The organism is Bacillus sp. DX4.1 (assembly GCF_030348195.1).
Lineage (GTDB): Bacteria > Bacillota > Bacilli > Bacillales > Bacillaceae_G > Bacillus_A.
Genome location: NZ_JAUCFT010000008.1, coordinates 1,502,619 through 1,519,332, shown reverse-complemented (window position 1 = coordinate 1,519,332; position 16,714 = coordinate 1,502,619). Strand labels below are relative to the sequence as shown.

18 protein-coding genes and 1 riboswitch are annotated in these 16,714 nt (G+C 36.1%); of the genes, 2 read left to right on the top strand and 16 right to left on the bottom strand.

Going from position 1 to position 16,714, the window contains the following annotated elements; genetic code table 11:
* Nucleotides 1-23: 23 nt before the first annotated feature.
* The 12 genes from QUF99_RS10725 to QUF99_RS10670 form a co-directional block, all read right to left on the bottom strand.
* Nucleotides 24-1,007, bottom strand: coding sequence for a YpdA family putative bacillithiol disulfide reductase (locus QUF99_RS10725; protein WP_289369994.1), 984 nt, complete (start codon nt 1,005-1,007; stop codon nt 24-26).
* A 112-nt stretch (nt 1,008-1,119) separates the two neighbouring features.
* Nucleotides 1,120-1,650, bottom strand: a complete 531-nt coding sequence (locus QUF99_RS10720; RefSeq protein ID WP_289369992.1) for a peptidoglycan recognition protein family protein — start codon at nt 1,648-1,650, stop codon at nt 1,120-1,122.
* A 78-nt stretch (nt 1,651-1,728) separates the two neighbouring features.
* Nucleotides 1,729-1,965: a DUF3961 domain-containing protein gene (locus QUF99_RS10715; RefSeq protein WP_289374617.1), complete on the bottom strand. Its 237-nt coding sequence runs from the start codon at nt 1,963-1,965 to the stop codon at nt 1,729-1,731.
* 141 nt (nt 1,966-2,106) lie between these two features.
* The gene (locus QUF99_RS10710; protein WP_289369991.1) at nt 2,107-2,328 is read right to left on the bottom strand and encodes a hypothetical protein; all 222 of its coding nucleotides are present in this window, start codon (nt 2,326-2,328) and stop codon (nt 2,107-2,109) included.
* A 100-nt stretch (nt 2,329-2,428) separates the two neighbouring features.
* On the bottom strand, nt 2,429-3,712 hold the full coding sequence (gene gudB / locus QUF99_RS10705; protein WP_286124236.1) for an NAD-specific glutamate dehydrogenase: 1,284 nt from the start codon (nt 3,710-3,712) through the stop codon (nt 2,429-2,431).
* Nucleotides 3,713-4,152: 440 nt separating this feature from the next.
* The gene (locus QUF99_RS10700; protein ID WP_289369989.1) at nt 4,153-4,755 is read right to left on the bottom strand and encodes a genetic competence negative regulator; all 603 of its coding nucleotides are present in this window, start codon (nt 4,753-4,755) and stop codon (nt 4,153-4,155) included.
* A gap of 76 nt (nt 4,756-4,831) precedes the next feature.
* Nucleotides 4,832-5,737 (bottom strand): MerR family transcriptional regulator, encoded by a 906-nt coding sequence (locus QUF99_RS10695; protein ID WP_289369988.1) that lies wholly within the window; start codon nt 5,735-5,737, stop codon nt 4,832-4,834.
* 29 nt (nt 5,738-5,766) lie between these two features.
* Nucleotides 5,767-6,543 carry a metallophosphoesterase gene (locus QUF99_RS10690; protein WP_289369987.1) on the bottom strand — a complete coding sequence of 259 codons (777 nt, stop codon included), beginning with the start codon at nt 6,541-6,543 and terminating at the stop codon, nt 5,767-5,769.
* A 297-nt stretch (nt 6,544-6,840) separates the two neighbouring features.
* Nucleotides 6,841-7,335: a LysM peptidoglycan-binding domain-containing protein gene (locus QUF99_RS10685; RefSeq protein WP_289369985.1), complete on the bottom strand. Its 495-nt coding sequence runs from the start codon at nt 7,333-7,335 to the stop codon at nt 6,841-6,843.
* A 22-nt stretch (nt 7,336-7,357) separates the two neighbouring features.
* Complete coding sequence (locus tag QUF99_RS10680; protein WP_289369983.1) at nt 7,358-7,921, bottom strand: CPBP family intramembrane glutamic endopeptidase; 564 nt, start codon at nt 7,919-7,921, stop codon at nt 7,358-7,360.
* Nucleotides 7,902-9,449 carry a RecQ family ATP-dependent DNA helicase gene (locus tag QUF99_RS10675; protein WP_289369982.1) on the bottom strand — a complete coding sequence of 516 codons (1,548 nt, stop codon included), beginning with the start codon at nt 9,447-9,449 and terminating at the stop codon, nt 7,902-7,904. Before QUF99_RS10675 ends, QUF99_RS10680 begins: the two co-directional genes overlap by 20 nt.
* On the bottom strand, nt 9,439-10,500 hold the full coding sequence (locus tag QUF99_RS10670; RefSeq protein ID WP_289369980.1) for a YpbB family protein: 1,062 nt from the start codon (nt 10,498-10,500) through the stop codon (nt 9,439-9,441). The genes QUF99_RS10675 and QUF99_RS10670 overlap by 11 nt, the downstream gene beginning before the upstream one ends.
* Nucleotides 10,501-10,729: 229 nt before the next feature.
* Here QUF99_RS10670 and QUF99_RS10665 point away from each other — a divergent pair, with 229 nt between their 5' ends.
* A complete protein-coding gene (locus tag QUF99_RS10665) occupies nt 10,730-10,978 on the top strand; it encodes a ferredoxin (protein ID WP_286124228.1) in 249 nt (82 codons plus the stop codon).
* Nucleotides 10,979-11,320: 342 nt separating this feature from the next.
* Here the strand turns inward: QUF99_RS10665 and QUF99_RS10660 are convergent, their stop codons facing one another.
* Nucleotides 11,321-11,899, bottom strand: coding sequence for an ECF transporter S component (locus tag QUF99_RS10660; RefSeq protein ID WP_289369978.1), 579 nt, complete (start codon nt 11,897-11,899; stop codon nt 11,321-11,323).
* A gap of 164 nt (nt 11,900-12,063) precedes the next feature.
* Nucleotides 12,064-12,200, bottom strand: a riboswitch (FMN riboswitch).
* A gap of 338 nt (nt 12,201-12,538) precedes the next feature.
* Between QUF99_RS10660 and QUF99_RS10655 the strand changes: the two genes are divergently transcribed.
* Nucleotides 12,539-13,222, top strand: a complete 684-nt coding sequence (locus tag QUF99_RS10655; protein WP_289369976.1) for a hypothetical protein — start codon at nt 12,539-12,541, stop codon at nt 13,220-13,222.
* A 34-nt stretch (nt 13,223-13,256) separates the two neighbouring features.
* Here the strand turns inward: QUF99_RS10655 and QUF99_RS10650 are convergent, their stop codons facing one another.
* From QUF99_RS10650 to QUF99_RS10640, 3 genes are all read right to left on the bottom strand, one after another.
* A complete protein-coding gene (locus tag QUF99_RS10650) occupies nt 13,257-13,871 on the bottom strand; it encodes a peptidoglycan DD-metalloendopeptidase family protein (protein ID WP_289369975.1) in 615 nt (204 codons plus the stop codon).
* Nucleotides 13,872-14,054: 183 nt separating this feature from the next.
* Nucleotides 14,055-15,830: an ATP-binding protein gene (locus QUF99_RS10645; RefSeq protein WP_289369974.1), complete on the bottom strand. Its 1,776-nt coding sequence runs from the start codon at nt 15,828-15,830 to the stop codon at nt 14,055-14,057.
* On the bottom strand, nt 15,830-16,546 hold the full coding sequence (locus QUF99_RS10640) for a response regulator transcription factor (protein WP_289374616.1): 717 nt from the start codon (nt 16,544-16,546) through the stop codon (nt 15,830-15,832). The genes QUF99_RS10645 and QUF99_RS10640 overlap by 1 nt, the downstream gene beginning before the upstream one ends.
* Nucleotides 16,547-16,714: the final 168 nt, after the last annotated feature.

Sequence of the window (16,714 nt, the reverse complement as noted above, 5' to 3'; positions counted from 1 at the left end):
AATAAGCTGTCGATATCGACAGCTTATTTTTGTTCCCGTAATGCAATTGTTTGCGTAATAGCGTCTCCATGAAATCGCCCGTTTTCAATAAAGATTTCATTGGCATTATTTCCTGCTGCAATAACGCCTGCAATAAAAATATTCTCGACATTTGTTTCCATCGTTTCCTCCGTATACATCGGGCGACCAGTTTCGCGGTCAATGGATACTCCCATTTTCGTTAAGAAATTATGATCTGGATGATAACCAGTCATCGCAAACACAAAATCATTTTGAATCGTGTATGCTTCTTCATCAATTGTATACGTAAGCGTATGTTCTGTGATTTCCTTTACATGGGCATGAAAATGCATTTGAATCGTGCCGTTACGAACTAATGCCTCAAATTCAGGTAAAATCCATGGTTTAATACTCTGTGAGTATTCTCCACCACGATATAATACAGTTACACGTGCACCTGCTTTCACAAGTTCCAATGCAGCATCTACACTAGAATTTTTTCCACCTATTACAACAACATCCCGATCAAAATATGGATGAGCCTCTTTAAAGTAATGAGATACTTTCTCCAATTTTTCTCCCGGAACATTCATATAATTTGGATTATCATAGTAACCAGTTGCCACAACAATGTACTTCGCAGTATATGTCTCTTTTCTTCCATCACGTTTTGTTGTATCTACTCTAAATAAATTCGCTTCTTTTTGAACCTGTTCTACACGTTCAAATGCATTCACACGCACACTCTTACGTTTTACTACTTCACGATAATACGATAATGCTTGATTGCGAACTGGTTTACGGTTCTCTGTAATAAAAGCAACTTCACCAATTTCTAATTTTTCACTAGAGGAAAAGAATGTTTGATGAGTTGGATAATGATAAATTGCATTCACAATATTTCCTTTTTCAATTACCAACGGGTCGATTCCAACTTGTTGCATTGTAATTGCTGCTGCCAATCCACATGGGCCGCCCCCAATAATAATCGCTGTTTCTTTTTGCATTCTCGGTTCACTCCTAGTCTTCTGCTTCAATCTCTATTAATTGTAAAACAAGAAAAAACCTACTTTCAGCAGTAGGCACCTATCTTTATTGTATTCATTTTTCATATATTTGTCATCTAAACGATACATACATCCGATAGACGTCCGCTAAAAATTGTCTAAATCTAATTCCTTGTTGACCAAATACATTTTCCGGATCAATCTTTCGAGCAGGATCAAGCGTTTTATGAGACACAATGTCCGTTTTAGGATTTAAACCGAAATTTTGACATAAATAGGCATGATACCATGTGAAACGTGTGTATGAATCCCAAAAGCTAACATCTCCACCATAGCACATTTCAACACCAATAGCGGCACGATTCGCATCATAGCCATATAAATCATTATCCGTTGGTACATTATATCTAACATGATAAGCCACTTCAGTAATCGGAATAATTTCTAATATCGTTTTATCATCTACGAAAGTATGCGCTGATGCTTTCGGTTGCACTTCGTTAAAGTAATCGCGATTTCCTATCGCATTACTACCAGGATTCCCCGTATCATGACTTACAATAAATCTTATCTTTGAAAGAGGAATTCCTGGCCGAGAGTTTCCGTATCCAATATAATTCCGCTCTATAGGGAACATCGCCATTCCTATCATCTCCGCTCTCGAAAATTACCTTTCTCCCTTATATATGTATTCATACGTTGCGTCCCTATGGCACATTTATTATGAAAAGAGAAAACCAAAAATGTTAGAGGCCAACACCATGAACATTAAAATACTTGCCGCTGTTCCATAAAATCCATAAAACCAAACACGATCTTCTTTCGTATCTAAACCGAAAAATGCATGCACTGATTGTATGAATGATGCACGTTTCACATGTTTATTTCGTAAACCCTCTACACGTTCCATTACATCCGCTGGCATCATAAATCTTTGTTCTGCAGTCACCTTCATTATTAATCTCCCCTTATCTTGTTTCCGTTTTGTTTATCTAAGGAGAGTATAGCACGAACGTTCTTATAGAACAAGTGTTCTTTTTTTATTTTTTATAACAAAACATCCATTTTTAACAGTTAACTTCCCATTAACAGTACATATTCATCCTATCCAACTTAAAAGTAGTATCACAAGCGTCCAGGCGACAGCTATAACTGGACCAACAATAAGTAAACCAAATAATAAAGACCTGATTCCTTCTCCAAACGCGCGAATCACACTCACCTGTTCACGAGAACTACTTCTCTTTAATTTTTCTTCTAAATGTATAACCCTCTTTTCCAATTCCTCAACTCGCTTGATCGCATCATTTTCTGTTTGCAACAAAATCCCCTCCTTTCTCTATAGTTTTTACAATGTATTTCAACAAAAAAACGTGGTTTCCTTGAAAGGAAACCACGTTTTCTCTGTTTGTTTCAATGTATTATACCCAACCTCTGAAACGACTAGCTTCTGCCATTTTACGTACACCAATCATATATGCTGCTAAGCGCATGTTCACTTTACGAACTTGTGATGTTTCATAAATAGAATCAAATGATCGTACCATTACTTTTTCTAAACGTTGTTCTACTTCTTCTTCTGACCAGTAGTAACCTTGGTTATTTTGTACCCATTCGAAGTAAGATACAGTAACACCGCCAGCACTTGCTAATACATCAGGAACGAGTAGAATACCACGATCTGTTAAAATTTTTGTTGCTTCTAATGTAGTTGGACCGTTTGCCGCTTCTACAACAATTTTTGCTTTAATGTCGGCTGCGTTGTCTTCTGTAATTTGATTTTCAATTGCAGCAGGCACTAAAATGTCGCAGTCTAATTCTAAAAGATCTTTGTTTGAAATTGTATTATTAAATAATTTCGTTACTGTTCCAAAGCTATCACGACGATCCAATAAGTAGTCAATATCTAATCCGTTTGGATCATGAAGTGCACCGTAAGCATCAGAAATCGCAATTACTTTTGCACCAGCATCATGCATAAATTTCGCTAAGAAGCTACCTGCATTACCAAATCCTTGGACAACAACACGTGCACCTTTAATGTCAATGCCACGTTTTTTCGCAGCTTCCCGAATGCAGATTGTTACACCTTTAGCAGTTGCAGTTTCACGCCCATGAGATCCGCCTAACACAAGCGGTTTTCCTGTAATAAAACCAGGTGAATTAAATTCATCAATACGGCTATATTCATCCATCATCCATGCCATAATTTGTGAGTTTGTAAATACATCTGGAGCTGGAATATCCTTTGTTGGACCAACAATTTGGCTAATTGCTCGTACATATCCACGACTTAATCTTTCTAATTCACGGAAAGACATTTCGCGAGGATCACAAATGATACCACCTTTCCCTCCACCATATGGTAAATCAACAATACCACACTTTAAACTCATCCAAATTGAAAGTGCTTTCACTTCATTTTCTGTTACATTCGGATGGAAACGAATTCCACCTTTCGTTGGACCAACAGAATCATTATGCTGTGCACGATATCCTGTAAATATTTTAACAGTCCCATCATCCATACGAACTGGAATTTTCACTGTCATCATACGAATCGGTTCTTTAAGTAATTCATATACCTCGTTTGGATAACCCAATTTTTCTAAGGCTTCGTTAATAACAATTTGTGTTGAATTCAACAATTCAAAGTGTTGTTCCCTTTGTTGTGTTTGTGTTTGAGCTCCCTTTTCGGCTACCATAGTAAGTAAACCCCCTGTAATTTCACTTGTTTAGTAAACCTTCATTGCCTAGTATACACCCTTAAAATAGGAATGCAATAGAAAACGCTAACAAATATATACAAACTATTTTTTATTGCAAGCGTTTTCACTATCATTATAATCCTTTTATTGCTTTTAGAAAAGTAAAATACTTAAATATTTAAATGTTTTTTATCCCGCATTAACGGGCAGTAATACCCCCACCTCAAGATTCTAAGAAAACCAAAGAAGATAGGCGGGGGATAAACTGCCCGTAAAAGCCCGATTGGTCAGGGCTAATAATCAGTGGGGATGAAGAACTCCCCACTGATTAAAGTTTCACTTTATAAAGTGAAACTCTCCAGCAATTCAAAGGTTGCCCTCGCTGATAAAATCTATACATATCGTAAAACGAAAACAAAACCCCAGGCTATATCGTATTAGCTGAGGTTTTGTTTTGAAACAAAATAATGATATATTTGCCGGATTGCTTGAGAATCCATTAGTTCTTTTCCATATTCCATAATTCGATAAATCGTCACTGTAGAAGAGTTACCAAATTCCGCTAAAATGGCGATAATATCCGCCTTTAGTAACGGGGTTTCATCTTCCAACCATAGGTAGAAACGTCCATCCCATGCATAAAGTTTCCCATCAGTTACACCAAGGTTATACAAACGATTCGCCAAAGTAATTACATCTTCAAATATTGCAAATTCATACAATATATGTTCACTCTCATCAAGAGTTACCTGCATCTCAATAAACTCATCCCGAAAGTCATCTTCTACATCCGCTTCAGATTTTTCTTTTGTTACAATAACAACCATACCTTGCGCTTGTAAAGAAAACACTTCAACTGCAATTGGACCATCTGCTTCAAATCCGAGCTCTTTATTCGCCTCTTGCATCATGTCTCGAAATAACTGCTGTACTTTCGGAGCATTTTTCCATAAATCTTCCTTCGTCAGCCCACGTTCCGATAAATCATCAAACGTTAGGAAAATTTTAATTTTATTATAATTCAAACGTTCCAGCCTCATCTTGTAACCTCCTTACGTAACCGTTGCTCTGATTTTTATTATATGAAATAGAAAATAGATGGTTCTTTTCGAACAACTATTCTGACATTTTTAACCATTCATCCCAGTTTTCTTTTGCATCACCAATAAATACCGTACGAAGTTCAGATTTTTCTTCATCTGAAACAAATTGGCAAGCAAATCCGATAAGGCCTATGTGAATTTCTGGATATTTACTTTGCAGCCTTGTAATTAATTGAATAGTAGCTTTCAAATTCCGTTCCTGTGAACACGATAAAAATACATATTTTGGTGCCACTTGTGTTATAACTACATTTAAATCCACTTCTTCTACACTTGTCCCAAGATACATTGCTTGATAACCTTTCTGGCGTAAATATGTTGTAAAAACAAAAAGGTTTAATGCATTCGTTTCTCCTGGACCACATATAGCCAAAGCTTTCGGTTTCGGCAATACAGAATGCATAGATGAATTATGATAAACCATTCCAATGCGTGAACATAAAAATGAATCTACGTATCGCTCTTGCACAGTTGTAATTGCATCATTCCACCGCATATTTCCTAATCTATCAATAATCTGGACAAATATATTAGCTATGACTCTTTCTATTGAATAAATAGCAAATGCTTCGTTTAATAATTCATTAGCTTGTATTTCATCAAATTTTAACAAAGAATGGAGGATCTCGTCTACTAAAAGTACTTCCTTATTGTATTCCATTTCTGGTAAATAATGATTTTGCAATTGATTACTCTCTAATAATCGAACTGCTTGACCAATCGTAAATCCTTCATTTACTTTGTCCATGAGCCATTTTAAAATTTTGACGTGCTCTTCTGTATATAAACGGTGCCCTGCATCATTGCGTTTTGGAGCGATCATGTGATATCGTCTCTCCCAAGCTCGCAGTGTACTCGGGTGAATTCCAAGCATATTTGAAACTGCTTTTATATTATATTTCCCTTTTAAAGTTGGCATATTTCCCCCCATCTTTAAACTGAGTTCACTTAAGATTCTCTTTGTAAAGTAATCAAATGCGTTTGAGACGGAGCACGAAAACGCAGCGGTATAAGTGTCGTTCCGTATCCATTACTGACAAACAAAGTCATATTCGGATGCTCATATACCCCACCTTTTAGATATCGTTCAGCATGAAACAACCGAATTTGCCCACCATGTGTATGCCCGCTTAAAACGAGTGAAATTTGTTCTTGTCCAGTCATTTTTTTCACGATATCTGGATTATGACTAATTAGAATGCGAAAACCATTTTCTTGACAATCTGCCAATGCTAAATCTAAACGGTCCCGCTCTAATCCCACATCATCCACACCTAATAAACAAAGATTCTCGCCACATTCTGATTCAAATAGTACCCTTGTATTATCTAAAATTTTCACACCTTGCTCTAGTAACAATGCATCTAACTCGTGATATTCAATTTCATAATCGTTGTTACCCCACACAAAATATATAGGGCCAATCTCACTTAAGCTTTGAATATTATCAGCAATCCGTGACAACGATACACCTTTCTCCGCTAGATCCCCACCAATAATAACGAGATCTGCTTTCCCTTTTACCTTTTCGATTAAAGAACGAGAGATAGTTCTTCTATGAACATCTGAAATAAAAAAGATTTGTACTTTTCCAAAGCTCATCGGAAAATTTACAAATGATAAAGTGTGTTCTAGCAATGTATCACGCATTGCTTCTCTGTACATCATAAAAAGGCACACGACGACAATACATATGAACGTACAACCTAATCCAATCCATACCATATGTTCTTTTCAACTTCCCTCTTAACAGAATGTAATCACACCATATCGTATTACTGTAAGACATGAATAAAACCCTTTGCAATAAAGTGAAACTTTTCTCAGTGGATGTTTTCTTCATCTCCCACTGAGAATTAGCCCTCACCAATCGGGCTTTTACGGGAAGTTATTCCCCACCTACCTTCTTTGTTCTCTCTGAATCTTGAGGTAGGGGTCTTACTGACTTCGAATAGCGGAATAAAGTAAAACCCTTTCAAGGACGTTATTTATCGTTGGTGTTTTGTCAGTTCACCATCTTTTTTACTGCTTCTGTTCTTTCTCTGCTTTAACAGGGATTTTTAACTCTTTCCCCACCTTTAGTTGTTCATCTTGTAGATTGTTATATTTTTTAATGATTTCAGCTCCATCTTCATTCGGAAAATATTGCTTTCCAATACTTTCGAACGTTTCACCCTCTTTTACAATATGAGTTTGAAATGTTCCAGACTGTGACAGCTTCTGTTCCCCTCCTGCTTGTTTATTTGAATCAAAAAAGATCACTTCAAATGCACTTTTTTTAGGGGCGTCATTTTCTTCTCTACTTTTTACCTCGATATACTTATCTGTATACCACAGTACACAGATTGGTAATAAAATAAATAAAAATGTTAAAATCCGAACAAAAAAATGGTTAATCTTAAATTTAGATTTTTTCTTTTCTTTATTTCGATGAACTTCACTACGCGGCGGTAAACCTTCTTCTGTTTGCTCTATTTCTTCCATCTCTTCTTCAAACTTAGCAGCTTGTTTTCTCATGTTGTTCACCACCACCTTCCATTTATTTTCTCAACTGAAGTCCCATTATAAAATCAACAAGAAAGTGTGCAAAGATTGTTATAAACAAATTACCTGTCCATTGAAACACATATCCAAATACAAAACTAATCATACAGACAAAACAAAATAAAAATGGCTTCATCACATATCTGATATGTAAAATAGCAAAAATAAAACTCGCAATGATAAGTCCAAAATGAGTTTGCAGTACACCTCGAAATAAAAATTCTTCCGCTGCCCCAATAACCAACGTAATGAGCAGTAGGCGGGGTACTGAAATCCCTTGAAACATCCGATCATTAATTCCCCCATCATCAAACCATGATTCAGGAAACACACGCATTGCAATATAGTCAAGTAAGACAATACTACACGCAACTCCACTACCTATTATAAGAATGGAAACAGGCTCCCATTTCCACAAGTCATAAAATTCGTTCATATTTGGAAATAATATATAGGATAGTACAAGGCCAACACCTATAATTATCAATTGTGTCACATAGAGGTTAAGCCGTATTTCTTTCGGACTCATGTCTTCAATACTACGCCTTTGAATGTCCATCAGTCCTCCGTCCTCCTATCCCAAAGAGCAATTGTAACTCCGCTTCCCAATTATAGTCGAAAACCACTTGTCTTGCTTGCCTTTTTTTATACTCTTCTTTTGCAATACCGCAATAGTCACAACAATTTTTCATCTCATTTTCTTTCGTATAACCAAATTGAAGTAACAATTTTTCCCGTCTACACCCTGTGAATTGTAGCCATGATTTCATATTCTCTAATTGAGAGTATTTATTATACAGACGTCCTTCTACTTCTAACATTAACTTTTGCATCACTTCATCTGACAAGGATTCCATCATGAGTTCCCTCTGTTGTATGATTTCCATCTTTTCTAAGTGATAACGTACAAAACGCCAATGTTGCTCGCTAAACCTTGCTGCATTATAACAAATTTCTTCTACATCTTCTATTGGTAATACTTTCGTTTGAAACATTCTTTCATGTAATAAAGAAAATAAAAATTGAATTTGTTGTTTATTTGGCAATTCATCTTCAATAATAGAAACTGGTAAATCATGATCCAATGGACTGCATAGTAAAATTGCAATACTTGCTTCTCCATCCCGCCCTGCTCGGCCAATCTCTTGTAAATAGGACGCAACATTTGCAGGATAATGAAAATGAACAATATAACGTGTATTCGGTTTGTTGACCCCCATACCAAATGCACTTGTGCATATGACAAGCCGCAGCTGATCATTCATAAATTGCTGCTGAATTAGCATCCGTTCCTCATGCTCCATCCCGCCGTGATAATATGCAACGTCTATTATTCCCTTACTTCTTAAATACTCCGTCAAACGCTCGGTCCACGCCCTGCTTGAGCAATAAATAATTCCTGGCCCTTGTAGGTATGTTACATGTGTGAGGAGTGCTTCCTTTTTTTCTTCTATTGTTTGTACAAATTGTACTTGCATCGCAATATTAGGTCGATCAATCGAATAGAGATGCTGCTTTACATTTGTAAGCTTTAAGCTTTCCACAATATCTTGCAACACCTCTTTTGTTGCAGTAGCAGTTAATGCCAATACTGGGGGATGTCCGATTTTCGCAATCACTCCATCTAACTTTTTATAATCTGTCCGAAAATCATAGCCCCATTGTGAAATGCAGTGCGCTTCATCTACAACAAATAGTGAAATATGAATTTTTTTTAGTTCCCTTACCAATAACTCCGATTGCAACATTTCAGGCGAAACAAAAACAAATTTATAGGAAGATAATCGTTTCATTGCTTTTCTTTTTTCTGTTAATGTACGAAAACTATTAAAAGCAATCACACGATTTTTCACAATGTATTTCAACTGTGTAACCTGATCTTCCATTAAGGATAATAACGGTGAAACAATAAGTACTGTTCCATCTTGCATGAGACCTGGAAGCTGATAACAAAGCGACTTCCCTCCTCCAGTTGGGAGCATCGCTACAACATTTTTTCCTTGTAATAAATCAACAATGACATCTTTCTGTCCTTGACGAAATACGTTATAACCAAACCACTTATATAAATAATCCTCAAGTCTCATTTACAACCCCCATCCGTGCTAACACAAGACGAATTTCAAAATAAGAAACCGTTTCTCCTACCACTTGCTTTAACACACGCAATTTGCGTGTTTGTAATGTTTCAATAATATGTTGTACTTGCTCTATCTTGTTCTTTTCCATAAACATTTCAATCGAAAAATCTCTCTCCCGTAAAGCAATTTCTACAAAATGATCTTCAATCGTCGCAACCTTTAAACTTCTAATCGTTGCAATTTCATCTAAAGAACGACCTTGCTTCCAAAGCTGATATGTTTTCTGCGTTGATAAACTAAATAAATCGGCTCTTTCATTCGGATAAGAAATAATTGCTGTTAGTAAAGGAAAGTCCTTTTCATTTGATCGAACAAACTGTATAAAGAAATGAATAGTTCCCCAAAATAAAAGATGCACGCGAAATACATCTTGTTTTGTAATCTCAGCAAGTTGTTCCAGTGTGTACCCAATTCGTTTATAACCTGTTAAGCGATATGTAATAACCGTTGCTTCTATCGGCGAAGTATCTTTTAAAAGCATATGCATTTCTTTCCATAAATTAGCTGCCAATTCACTTCGCACATACGGTGTCTCGATGAGAAACTGTTTAACCCACATCGTTACTTCTGTATCTTGTTGAATTGGAATAAATTTAACATTTTGCTTTTGTAAATTCGACACAGTTTGAATAATTAATGAAATTCTCTTCCAAAAGGTTGTACCAAGATCACCATAGTGCAAGCCATGTAAGTACTGTGGAAATGAAAGTATCTCTTTCCAGATACTTAATTTTCTTTCTCCATCATCTGATAAGATATACGTATTTTCATGTACACATTGAATCCACTTTTCGTTTAATAAATGTTCAATTTCCTGATCATAATCATGACGTTTTAATGGTTTATACATTCCAAAAAGAAAAGAAATTTGAAACATACTTCCATCTTGTAAGGTTTGTGAAGAACGTTTCCCTTTTAAAAGGTGATAAATGGAAGAAACGGTTCGTTCACCATTTAATTGTTTTAAACAATACAATAAAGTATATTGTAACTGCAACACCATTTCCGCCTTTCACTTTCATCTATATTTACTATTGTATCAAACTGTATACCATTTAGACATTTTGAAAATCTTGTGAAATAAATAAGAAATAAGTTGACACCACCAATTGATAAGCATTATCATTATAATTTTATATTGAAAAGTTCGAAGAACCGTTTTACAATAGGATTATAATTTTTATAATGAATGTTTTTACATACATATTACAGGAGGGAAAATAAAAATGGCAAAGTATACAATCGTTGATAAAGACACTTGTATTGCATGTGGAGCTTGCGGGGCTGCTGCACCAGATATTTATGACTATGATGATGAAGGTATTGCATTCGTAACATTAGATGATAACCAAGGTATCGTTGAAATTCCAGATGTATTAATTGATGACATGATGGATGCATTCGAAGGTTGTCCTACTGACTCAATTAAAGTTGCAGACGAATCATTCGAAGGCGACGCATTAAAATTCGAATAGTCTTTCTTGTTAACTTCAAAAAATCCCCTTCATTCCGATGAGGGGGATTTTTTGTTTCTATTCTTACAAGTAACCACTTTCTCTCAGCAAGAAACTTCACTTTCTTCCGCACTAATGAATAACAATTCTCTAAGGAATGATCGTTCCATAAAAAAACATCAGGAATATTCATATTCCTGATGGTTCCTATTTATCCCGCACTAATGAGCAGTAATACCCCTACCTCAAAATTCTACAAGAAGCAAAGAAATTGGAGGCTAAACTGCCTATTAAATCCCGATTTATTCAACTAATAATCAGCGTGGAATGAAGACTCCTCACTGATTAAAGTTTCACTTTATCTTATGCATTTTTCATTTTTGTAAATACCCATACTTTCAATCGAGAAAATAGTGCAACAAAAACAACTGTTACTACAATTCCTTTAATTAAATTAAATGGTAAAATCGCTGTTACAATTGTTTGTCGCATCACACCGCTAGACATAGCAGGGGAATTTAAAAACCAAGTGTAAGCTGGTAAAATGATGAAATAATTTAACACACTCATAATCAATGTCATACTAATCGTTCCTAACATCAGCCCTGTCGTTAAACTTTTTACTGTGCGATGTTTACGGAACAAGAAGGCTGCAGGAGCAATAAAGATACATCCCGCAATAAAGTTTGCCACTTCTCCAACCGGAACTCCCGTCAAACTCCCTTGAATACCGTAGTGAAGAACATTTTTAATCCCTTCTACAATCACACCTGCAATTGGACTAAAAATAATTGCCGCTATTAAAGCTGGTACATCACTAAAATCAATTTTCAAAAATGGTGGAAGTCCTGGAAATGGAAAATCAAGCATCATAAGTAAATACGCAATGCTACTCAGCATCGCTACGCTCACCATTTGTACTACACTTTTCTTTTGTTTCATCGTTCTCTCTCCTTTTCCATCGATCGTCTCATGGAAAGTGGAAAGGTTCTGCTATGCCTAAATATATTCATGACACGAAAAAACCCTTTGTGTATTACACAAAGGGAGAATTTCAGGCACATCAAACAGACGTCCAAAGATCTATCTTTTTTGAACGCTTGAACCTCCATCTTCTCCCATCCAGACTGTACTGTCGGCTTTGGAATCACACCAAATCCTGCCTTAACGGCTCGCGGGCTTAGAACGAATAAAGCTGTTCATCACCGCCGGTCGGGATTTTCACCCTGCCCCGAAGATAGACCGATATTCTATTTTCTCCATCATTATACAACAACTTGAAACAGTTGTGAATAAAAATGCTTCTCACATATTATCCTATACGACATTTTTTCATGGTTTTCTTATAACCGAGATCCTGAACACTCTATTTTACACTAAATAACTTCCATTAATAGGATTATTATTTTCTTTTCGGACAGGATACAATGAAAATAGAGACTTTCCAATTATTTGACAAAACGAGCTATTTTTTTACAATTCGACTTTTTTCCTATGCAATTCCCTAGTCATCCATACAGAAAAGTGATAAGATGTTGAATTGTTAAGATAAGAGCATTTTCTTAATATGGAGGAAATGTCATGAAGAAAGAGAAAAGACAGTCTATTCAAGAAACGATGAAAAAAAACTTAAGAAAAGAATACTTTTACTTGAAAAAAGAATTACTTTTCTTCTGTCCAATCGATTTAGGCACATTCTCAAGAGATACATACTATGCCACTTTTGATAAAGAGGGCATCAGTATTTATCAATATGAGAAAGCAACGGAAAGTAAACTTAAGCTATGTGAGCGCCACACCTGGAAAAGTTGGAAAAAAGTAAAAATCGATCATTATTTAACATCATCACATTTTGTTTTTCAAGGAAAACGAAATTGGATTCTTTCTCTATTTCATAAAGGGAAAGAAGCGCAAAAAATAATTGAGGAACACACTCCTTTACAAACTGAAGTTGTTTCTCGCCCCTTTTTGAAGAAACTTCCCGGATTTCGTTCTAACACAATTTTAAATAAATACATAGGCAGCATTTGTTATACAGCACTTATTGCTTTTTTATTAAAATGGATTATTCCATTTCAAGTACAAATTGCCCTGTATTCATTTTCTATCGGTTGTATGCTTCTCGGTTTATTATTCTTGACTATCGGTTTAATCGAACCAACCATTGTGCTATTTCGAACGAATGAAAAAACGAGGGCAAAGGTCTTTTATTATTATAGTTATTTAGCCATTTCCGGATTTATATGTGTCTTTATTTTTTGGTAAAGAAAAAAAAGAGCTAGTCAAACTAGCTCTTTTTTTAGTTAATATATAATTTTTGATCTGGATAAATTTGATCTTGGCGCAATGCATTTTTCGCTTTTAATTCATGAACTGTCATGTCAAATCTACGTGCAATACCGACTAGTGTGTCTCCTTTTTGTACGACATATACAGAAACTGATGCCACTTCATGCCTATCTTCTTTCATAACAAACAATGGGTTCATCGCATTTCTTTTCCCAATTGTCCAAGCTCCCTTATGAATTTCTAAATGTAAATGAGCACCGTATGATTCTCCTGTATTTCCAACTTCACCAAGCACTTCTCCTCTTACAATGTGATCTCCTTGAAAAACATGGCGTTTATTCAAATGAGCATACACAGCCTCGTATTCTCCGTGTCTCACAAACACAACATGACCATAACTATCTGAGATATACGACCTTGTTACGGTACCGTCTTGAATGGCAGCAACCGGCGTACCAATTGGAGCAGCTATATCAATCCCGTAATGCTTTCCATTCCTCGTTCCAAAATAGTCGCTAATTCTCCCATCAACAGGCCATGTCCATTGTTGTTCTCCAGCATAAGCATTCACTTGGGAAATAAAAAATAATCCGAAGACAATTATCCCAATATTTAAAACTTTCATTGAATGTCCTCCGTTTTTTAAATAACCGTTGCACTTTCTCTATTGTGGTATATTACGGAAAAAAGTATACAAAAAAAGAAAGAGGATTACTCCTCTTTCTTTTCTTCTTTATCAAGAAAAACAATTGCACTTCGTTCCTATTCAACGTGTTTCACCTCATGGCAGTGCCACTTTGCAAAAACCTTACAGTGGCTGATCTGGTAAATATACAGAAAATGTCGTACCTTCCCCAACCACACTTGATATAGAAACTTTTCCATCGTGACCTTGAACAATATTTTTAGCAATTGCAAGTCCTAAACCAGTACCACCCGTTTTCCCACGTGTTCTTGCTTTATCAGCTTTATAAAAACGATCAAACAAGAATGGAATATCTTCTTCAGGAATACCTGCCCCCGAATCTTGCACTTCAAAAACAAGTCCATTATTTTTCTTATCGATTACAAGCGCTACATTGCCACCCGCATTCGTATGACGGATTGCATTATCAATTAAGTTTGTCAACACTTGTTCCATACGATCTGGATCAAACGGATGTTGCTCAATCGGTGTACGGAAATCGACCGCTAGCTGTACACCTTTTTCCTTTGCAATTCCTTGAAACTTACGACCAATCTTCTCTACAAACGGATGAATATCCACTTCGAATATATGTAACTCTACATGACCGCTCTCCATGCGTGCTAAGTCTAATAGCTCATTTACAAGACGACCTAAGCGAACAGATTCATCATAAATAATTTGTACAAATTCATTTACTTCTTCTTTCGTTTGCACAATATCATCTAAGATTGCTTCACTATATCCTTGTAGCATAACCATCGGTGTACGCAATTCATGTGAAACATTCGCAATAAAGTCTTTACGCATCTTCTCAAGACGACGTTCTTCCGTCATATCACGCAGTACTGCAACAGCGCCACGAATTTTCGTTTGATTATACAGCGGTGTCATCAACACTACATAGTTACCCTTTTGTAAATTAATTTCAATCACTTGCTGTTGCTCGCTTTTCACGACAAGGTGAAACAATTCAACAAGCTCAGGTGGTAAATTCATACTTAACTCTAATTCTTTTTCTTCCTGCCACACTTGTAAAAAGTGCTCAGCCGGCGGATTGATGACAACAACCTCGCCCTCTTGATTCAACGTCACAACACCATCTGCCATACTACTTAAAATGCTAGAAAGTTGTTCTTTTTCTTGCTGCAGCGCATTAATATTGAACTTCAATTGTTTTCCCATTTGATTTAACGCCGTTGCAAGCTCTCCTATTTCGTCTTGCGAAACCATTGGTGCTTTCGTATCAAATTTCCCGCGCGCTACTTCAAAGGCTACTTCACGCATTTTACGAAGCGGTGCTGTAATTCGTGTCGATAAGAAAAAGGCAAAGAATGTTGTTAAAATAATTGCAATTCCCGCTGATAGAAAAATAAAGTCTGTCGCTTTTTCCATACCTTGTATCGGAACCTGCAATGATTGATATACAAACACCGCACTATGATTTGCCGATTGTAACGGTTTACCCACAATCATAATATCATTTTCGGAATTTTTCTTTGTCTTCCCATCCGACACTTTTTTGATTTTCTCTTTATTTTCTTTTTTATCTGTAAAAACAGCTGCTAAATCTTTATCATTCTTCAAATCAGCTATTGTAAGATTGACCAATCCTTCTTGTTTCGGAGAAGCAGAAACTTCATTATCGTCTTTGACAACAATAATTCGAGAGAGCGGGTCCGTAAACTTATATGCGATATTCTCAATTGTCTTTTCGTCAGCGCCTTCTTCAATTAATTCCGAAACGCTCGTTGCTACTTTCGTAAGCCTTGTTTCACTCATTTCTACATAATAGTTTTCAAAAAACTGTGAAAGTAAAATGGCAACAAAGCCAAGAACAAATGAAACAAGAAGCAATATCGTCATCCATAGCTTTCCTACTACACTTCTCCAAAGCATCAGTCGGTCACAACCTCAAACTTGTATCCAACACCCCATACAGTTACAATCATCTTCGCTGCATTTGGTGATTTTTTACTTAATTTTTCACGCAAACGTTTTACATGCGTATCTACTGTACGTAAATCTCCGAAGAATTCATATTGCCATACTTCTTTTAACAATTGCTCACGGTCAAACACTTTGTCAGGCGCCTTCGCTAAAAATAGTAGCAGTTCATATTCCTTCGGTGTTAAATTGACTTCATCTCCATCAGCTGTCACACGATGTGCATCATTGTCAATTGATAAATGTGGGAATACAATAATATCTTTTGTTGTCGTATCTTGTGTAAAGAAAGTTGTTGTCACAGAACGGCGTAGCACCGCTTTTACACGAAGAACAACTTCACGCGGACTAAATGGTTTTACGATATAATCATCCGAACCAACTTCAAATCCTTGTACTCTGTTTACTTCTTCTCCTTTCGCTGTCAGCATAATAATAGGTGTTGCTTTTTTTTCACGAATCCCTTTACATACCTCAATACCATCTTTTCCAGGCATCATAATATCTAGCAAAATTAAATCATAATCATTTTGCAATGCTTTTTCTAAAGCTGTATCACCATTATCAGCCTCATCAATCGCATATTGCTCTCTCTCTAAATACATCTTTAATAAACGGCGAATACGATCTTCATCATCCACAATTAAAATCTTTGGTTCATTCTCCATTGCTACCCGCTGTGCATAAACATGCATCAACGGTTCACACCTACCCTTCTATAATGTAATACTGCGTCTACTCTTATCTCATAACAAGCAACTCCGTAATGGTCGATTCCCCACTTTGGATATTATGCTTCACAAGAATAATAAAGTTTGTTCATCTTTCTTCCAAAA

Coding starts and splice junctions, on each gene's coding strand:
- QUF99_RS10725 (WP_289369994.1), bottom strand. CDS start 1,007: ATGCAAAAAGAAACAGCGATTATTATTGGGGGCGGCCCATGTGGATTG.
- QUF99_RS10720 (WP_289369992.1), bottom strand. CDS start 1,650: ATGGCGATGTTCCCTATAGAGCGGAATTATATTGGATACGGAAACTCT.
- gudB (WP_286124236.1), bottom strand. CDS start 3,712: ATGGTAGCCGAAAAGGGAGCTCAAACACAAACACAACAAAGGGAACAA.
- QUF99_RS10700 (WP_289369989.1), bottom strand. CDS start 4,755: ATGAGGCTGGAACGTTTGAATTATAATAAAATTAAAATTTTCCTAACG.
- QUF99_RS10695 (WP_289369988.1), bottom strand. CDS start 5,737: ATGCCAACTTTAAAAGGGAAATATAATATAAAAGCAGTTTCAAATATG.
- QUF99_RS10690 (WP_289369987.1), bottom strand. CDS start 6,543: ATGGTATGGATTGGATTAGGTTGTACGTTCATATGTATTGTCGTCGTG.
- QUF99_RS10685 (WP_289369985.1), bottom strand. CDS start 7,335: ATGAGAAAACAAGCTGCTAAGTTTGAAGAAGAGATGGAAGAAATAGAG.
- QUF99_RS10680 (WP_289369983.1), bottom strand. CDS start 7,921: ATGGACATTCAAAGGCGTAGTATTGAAGACATGAGTCCGAAAGAAATA.
- QUF99_RS10675 (WP_289369982.1), bottom strand. CDS start 9,449: ATGAGACTTGAGGATTATTTATATAAGTGGTTTGGTTATAACGTATTT.
- QUF99_RS10665 (WP_286124228.1), top strand. CDS start 10,730: ATGGCAAAGTATACAATCGTTGATAAAGACACTTGTATTGCATGTGGA.
- QUF99_RS10660 (WP_289369978.1), bottom strand. CDS start 11,899: ATGAAACAAAAGAAAAGTGTAGTACAAATGGTGAGCGTAGCGATGCTG.
- QUF99_RS10655 (WP_289369976.1), top strand. CDS start 12,539: ATGAAGAAAGAGAAAAGACAGTCTATTCAAGAAACGATGAAAAAAAAC.
- QUF99_RS10650 (WP_289369975.1), bottom strand. CDS start 13,871: ATGAAAGTTTTAAATATTGGGATAATTGTCTTCGGATTATTTTTTATT.
- QUF99_RS10645 (WP_289369974.1), bottom strand. CDS start 15,830: ATGCTTTGGAGAAGTGTAGTAGGAAAGCTATGGATGACGATATTGCTT.
- QUF99_RS10640 (WP_289374616.1), bottom strand. CDS start 16,546: ATGGAGAATGAACCAAAGATTTTAATTGTGGATGATGAAGATCGTATT.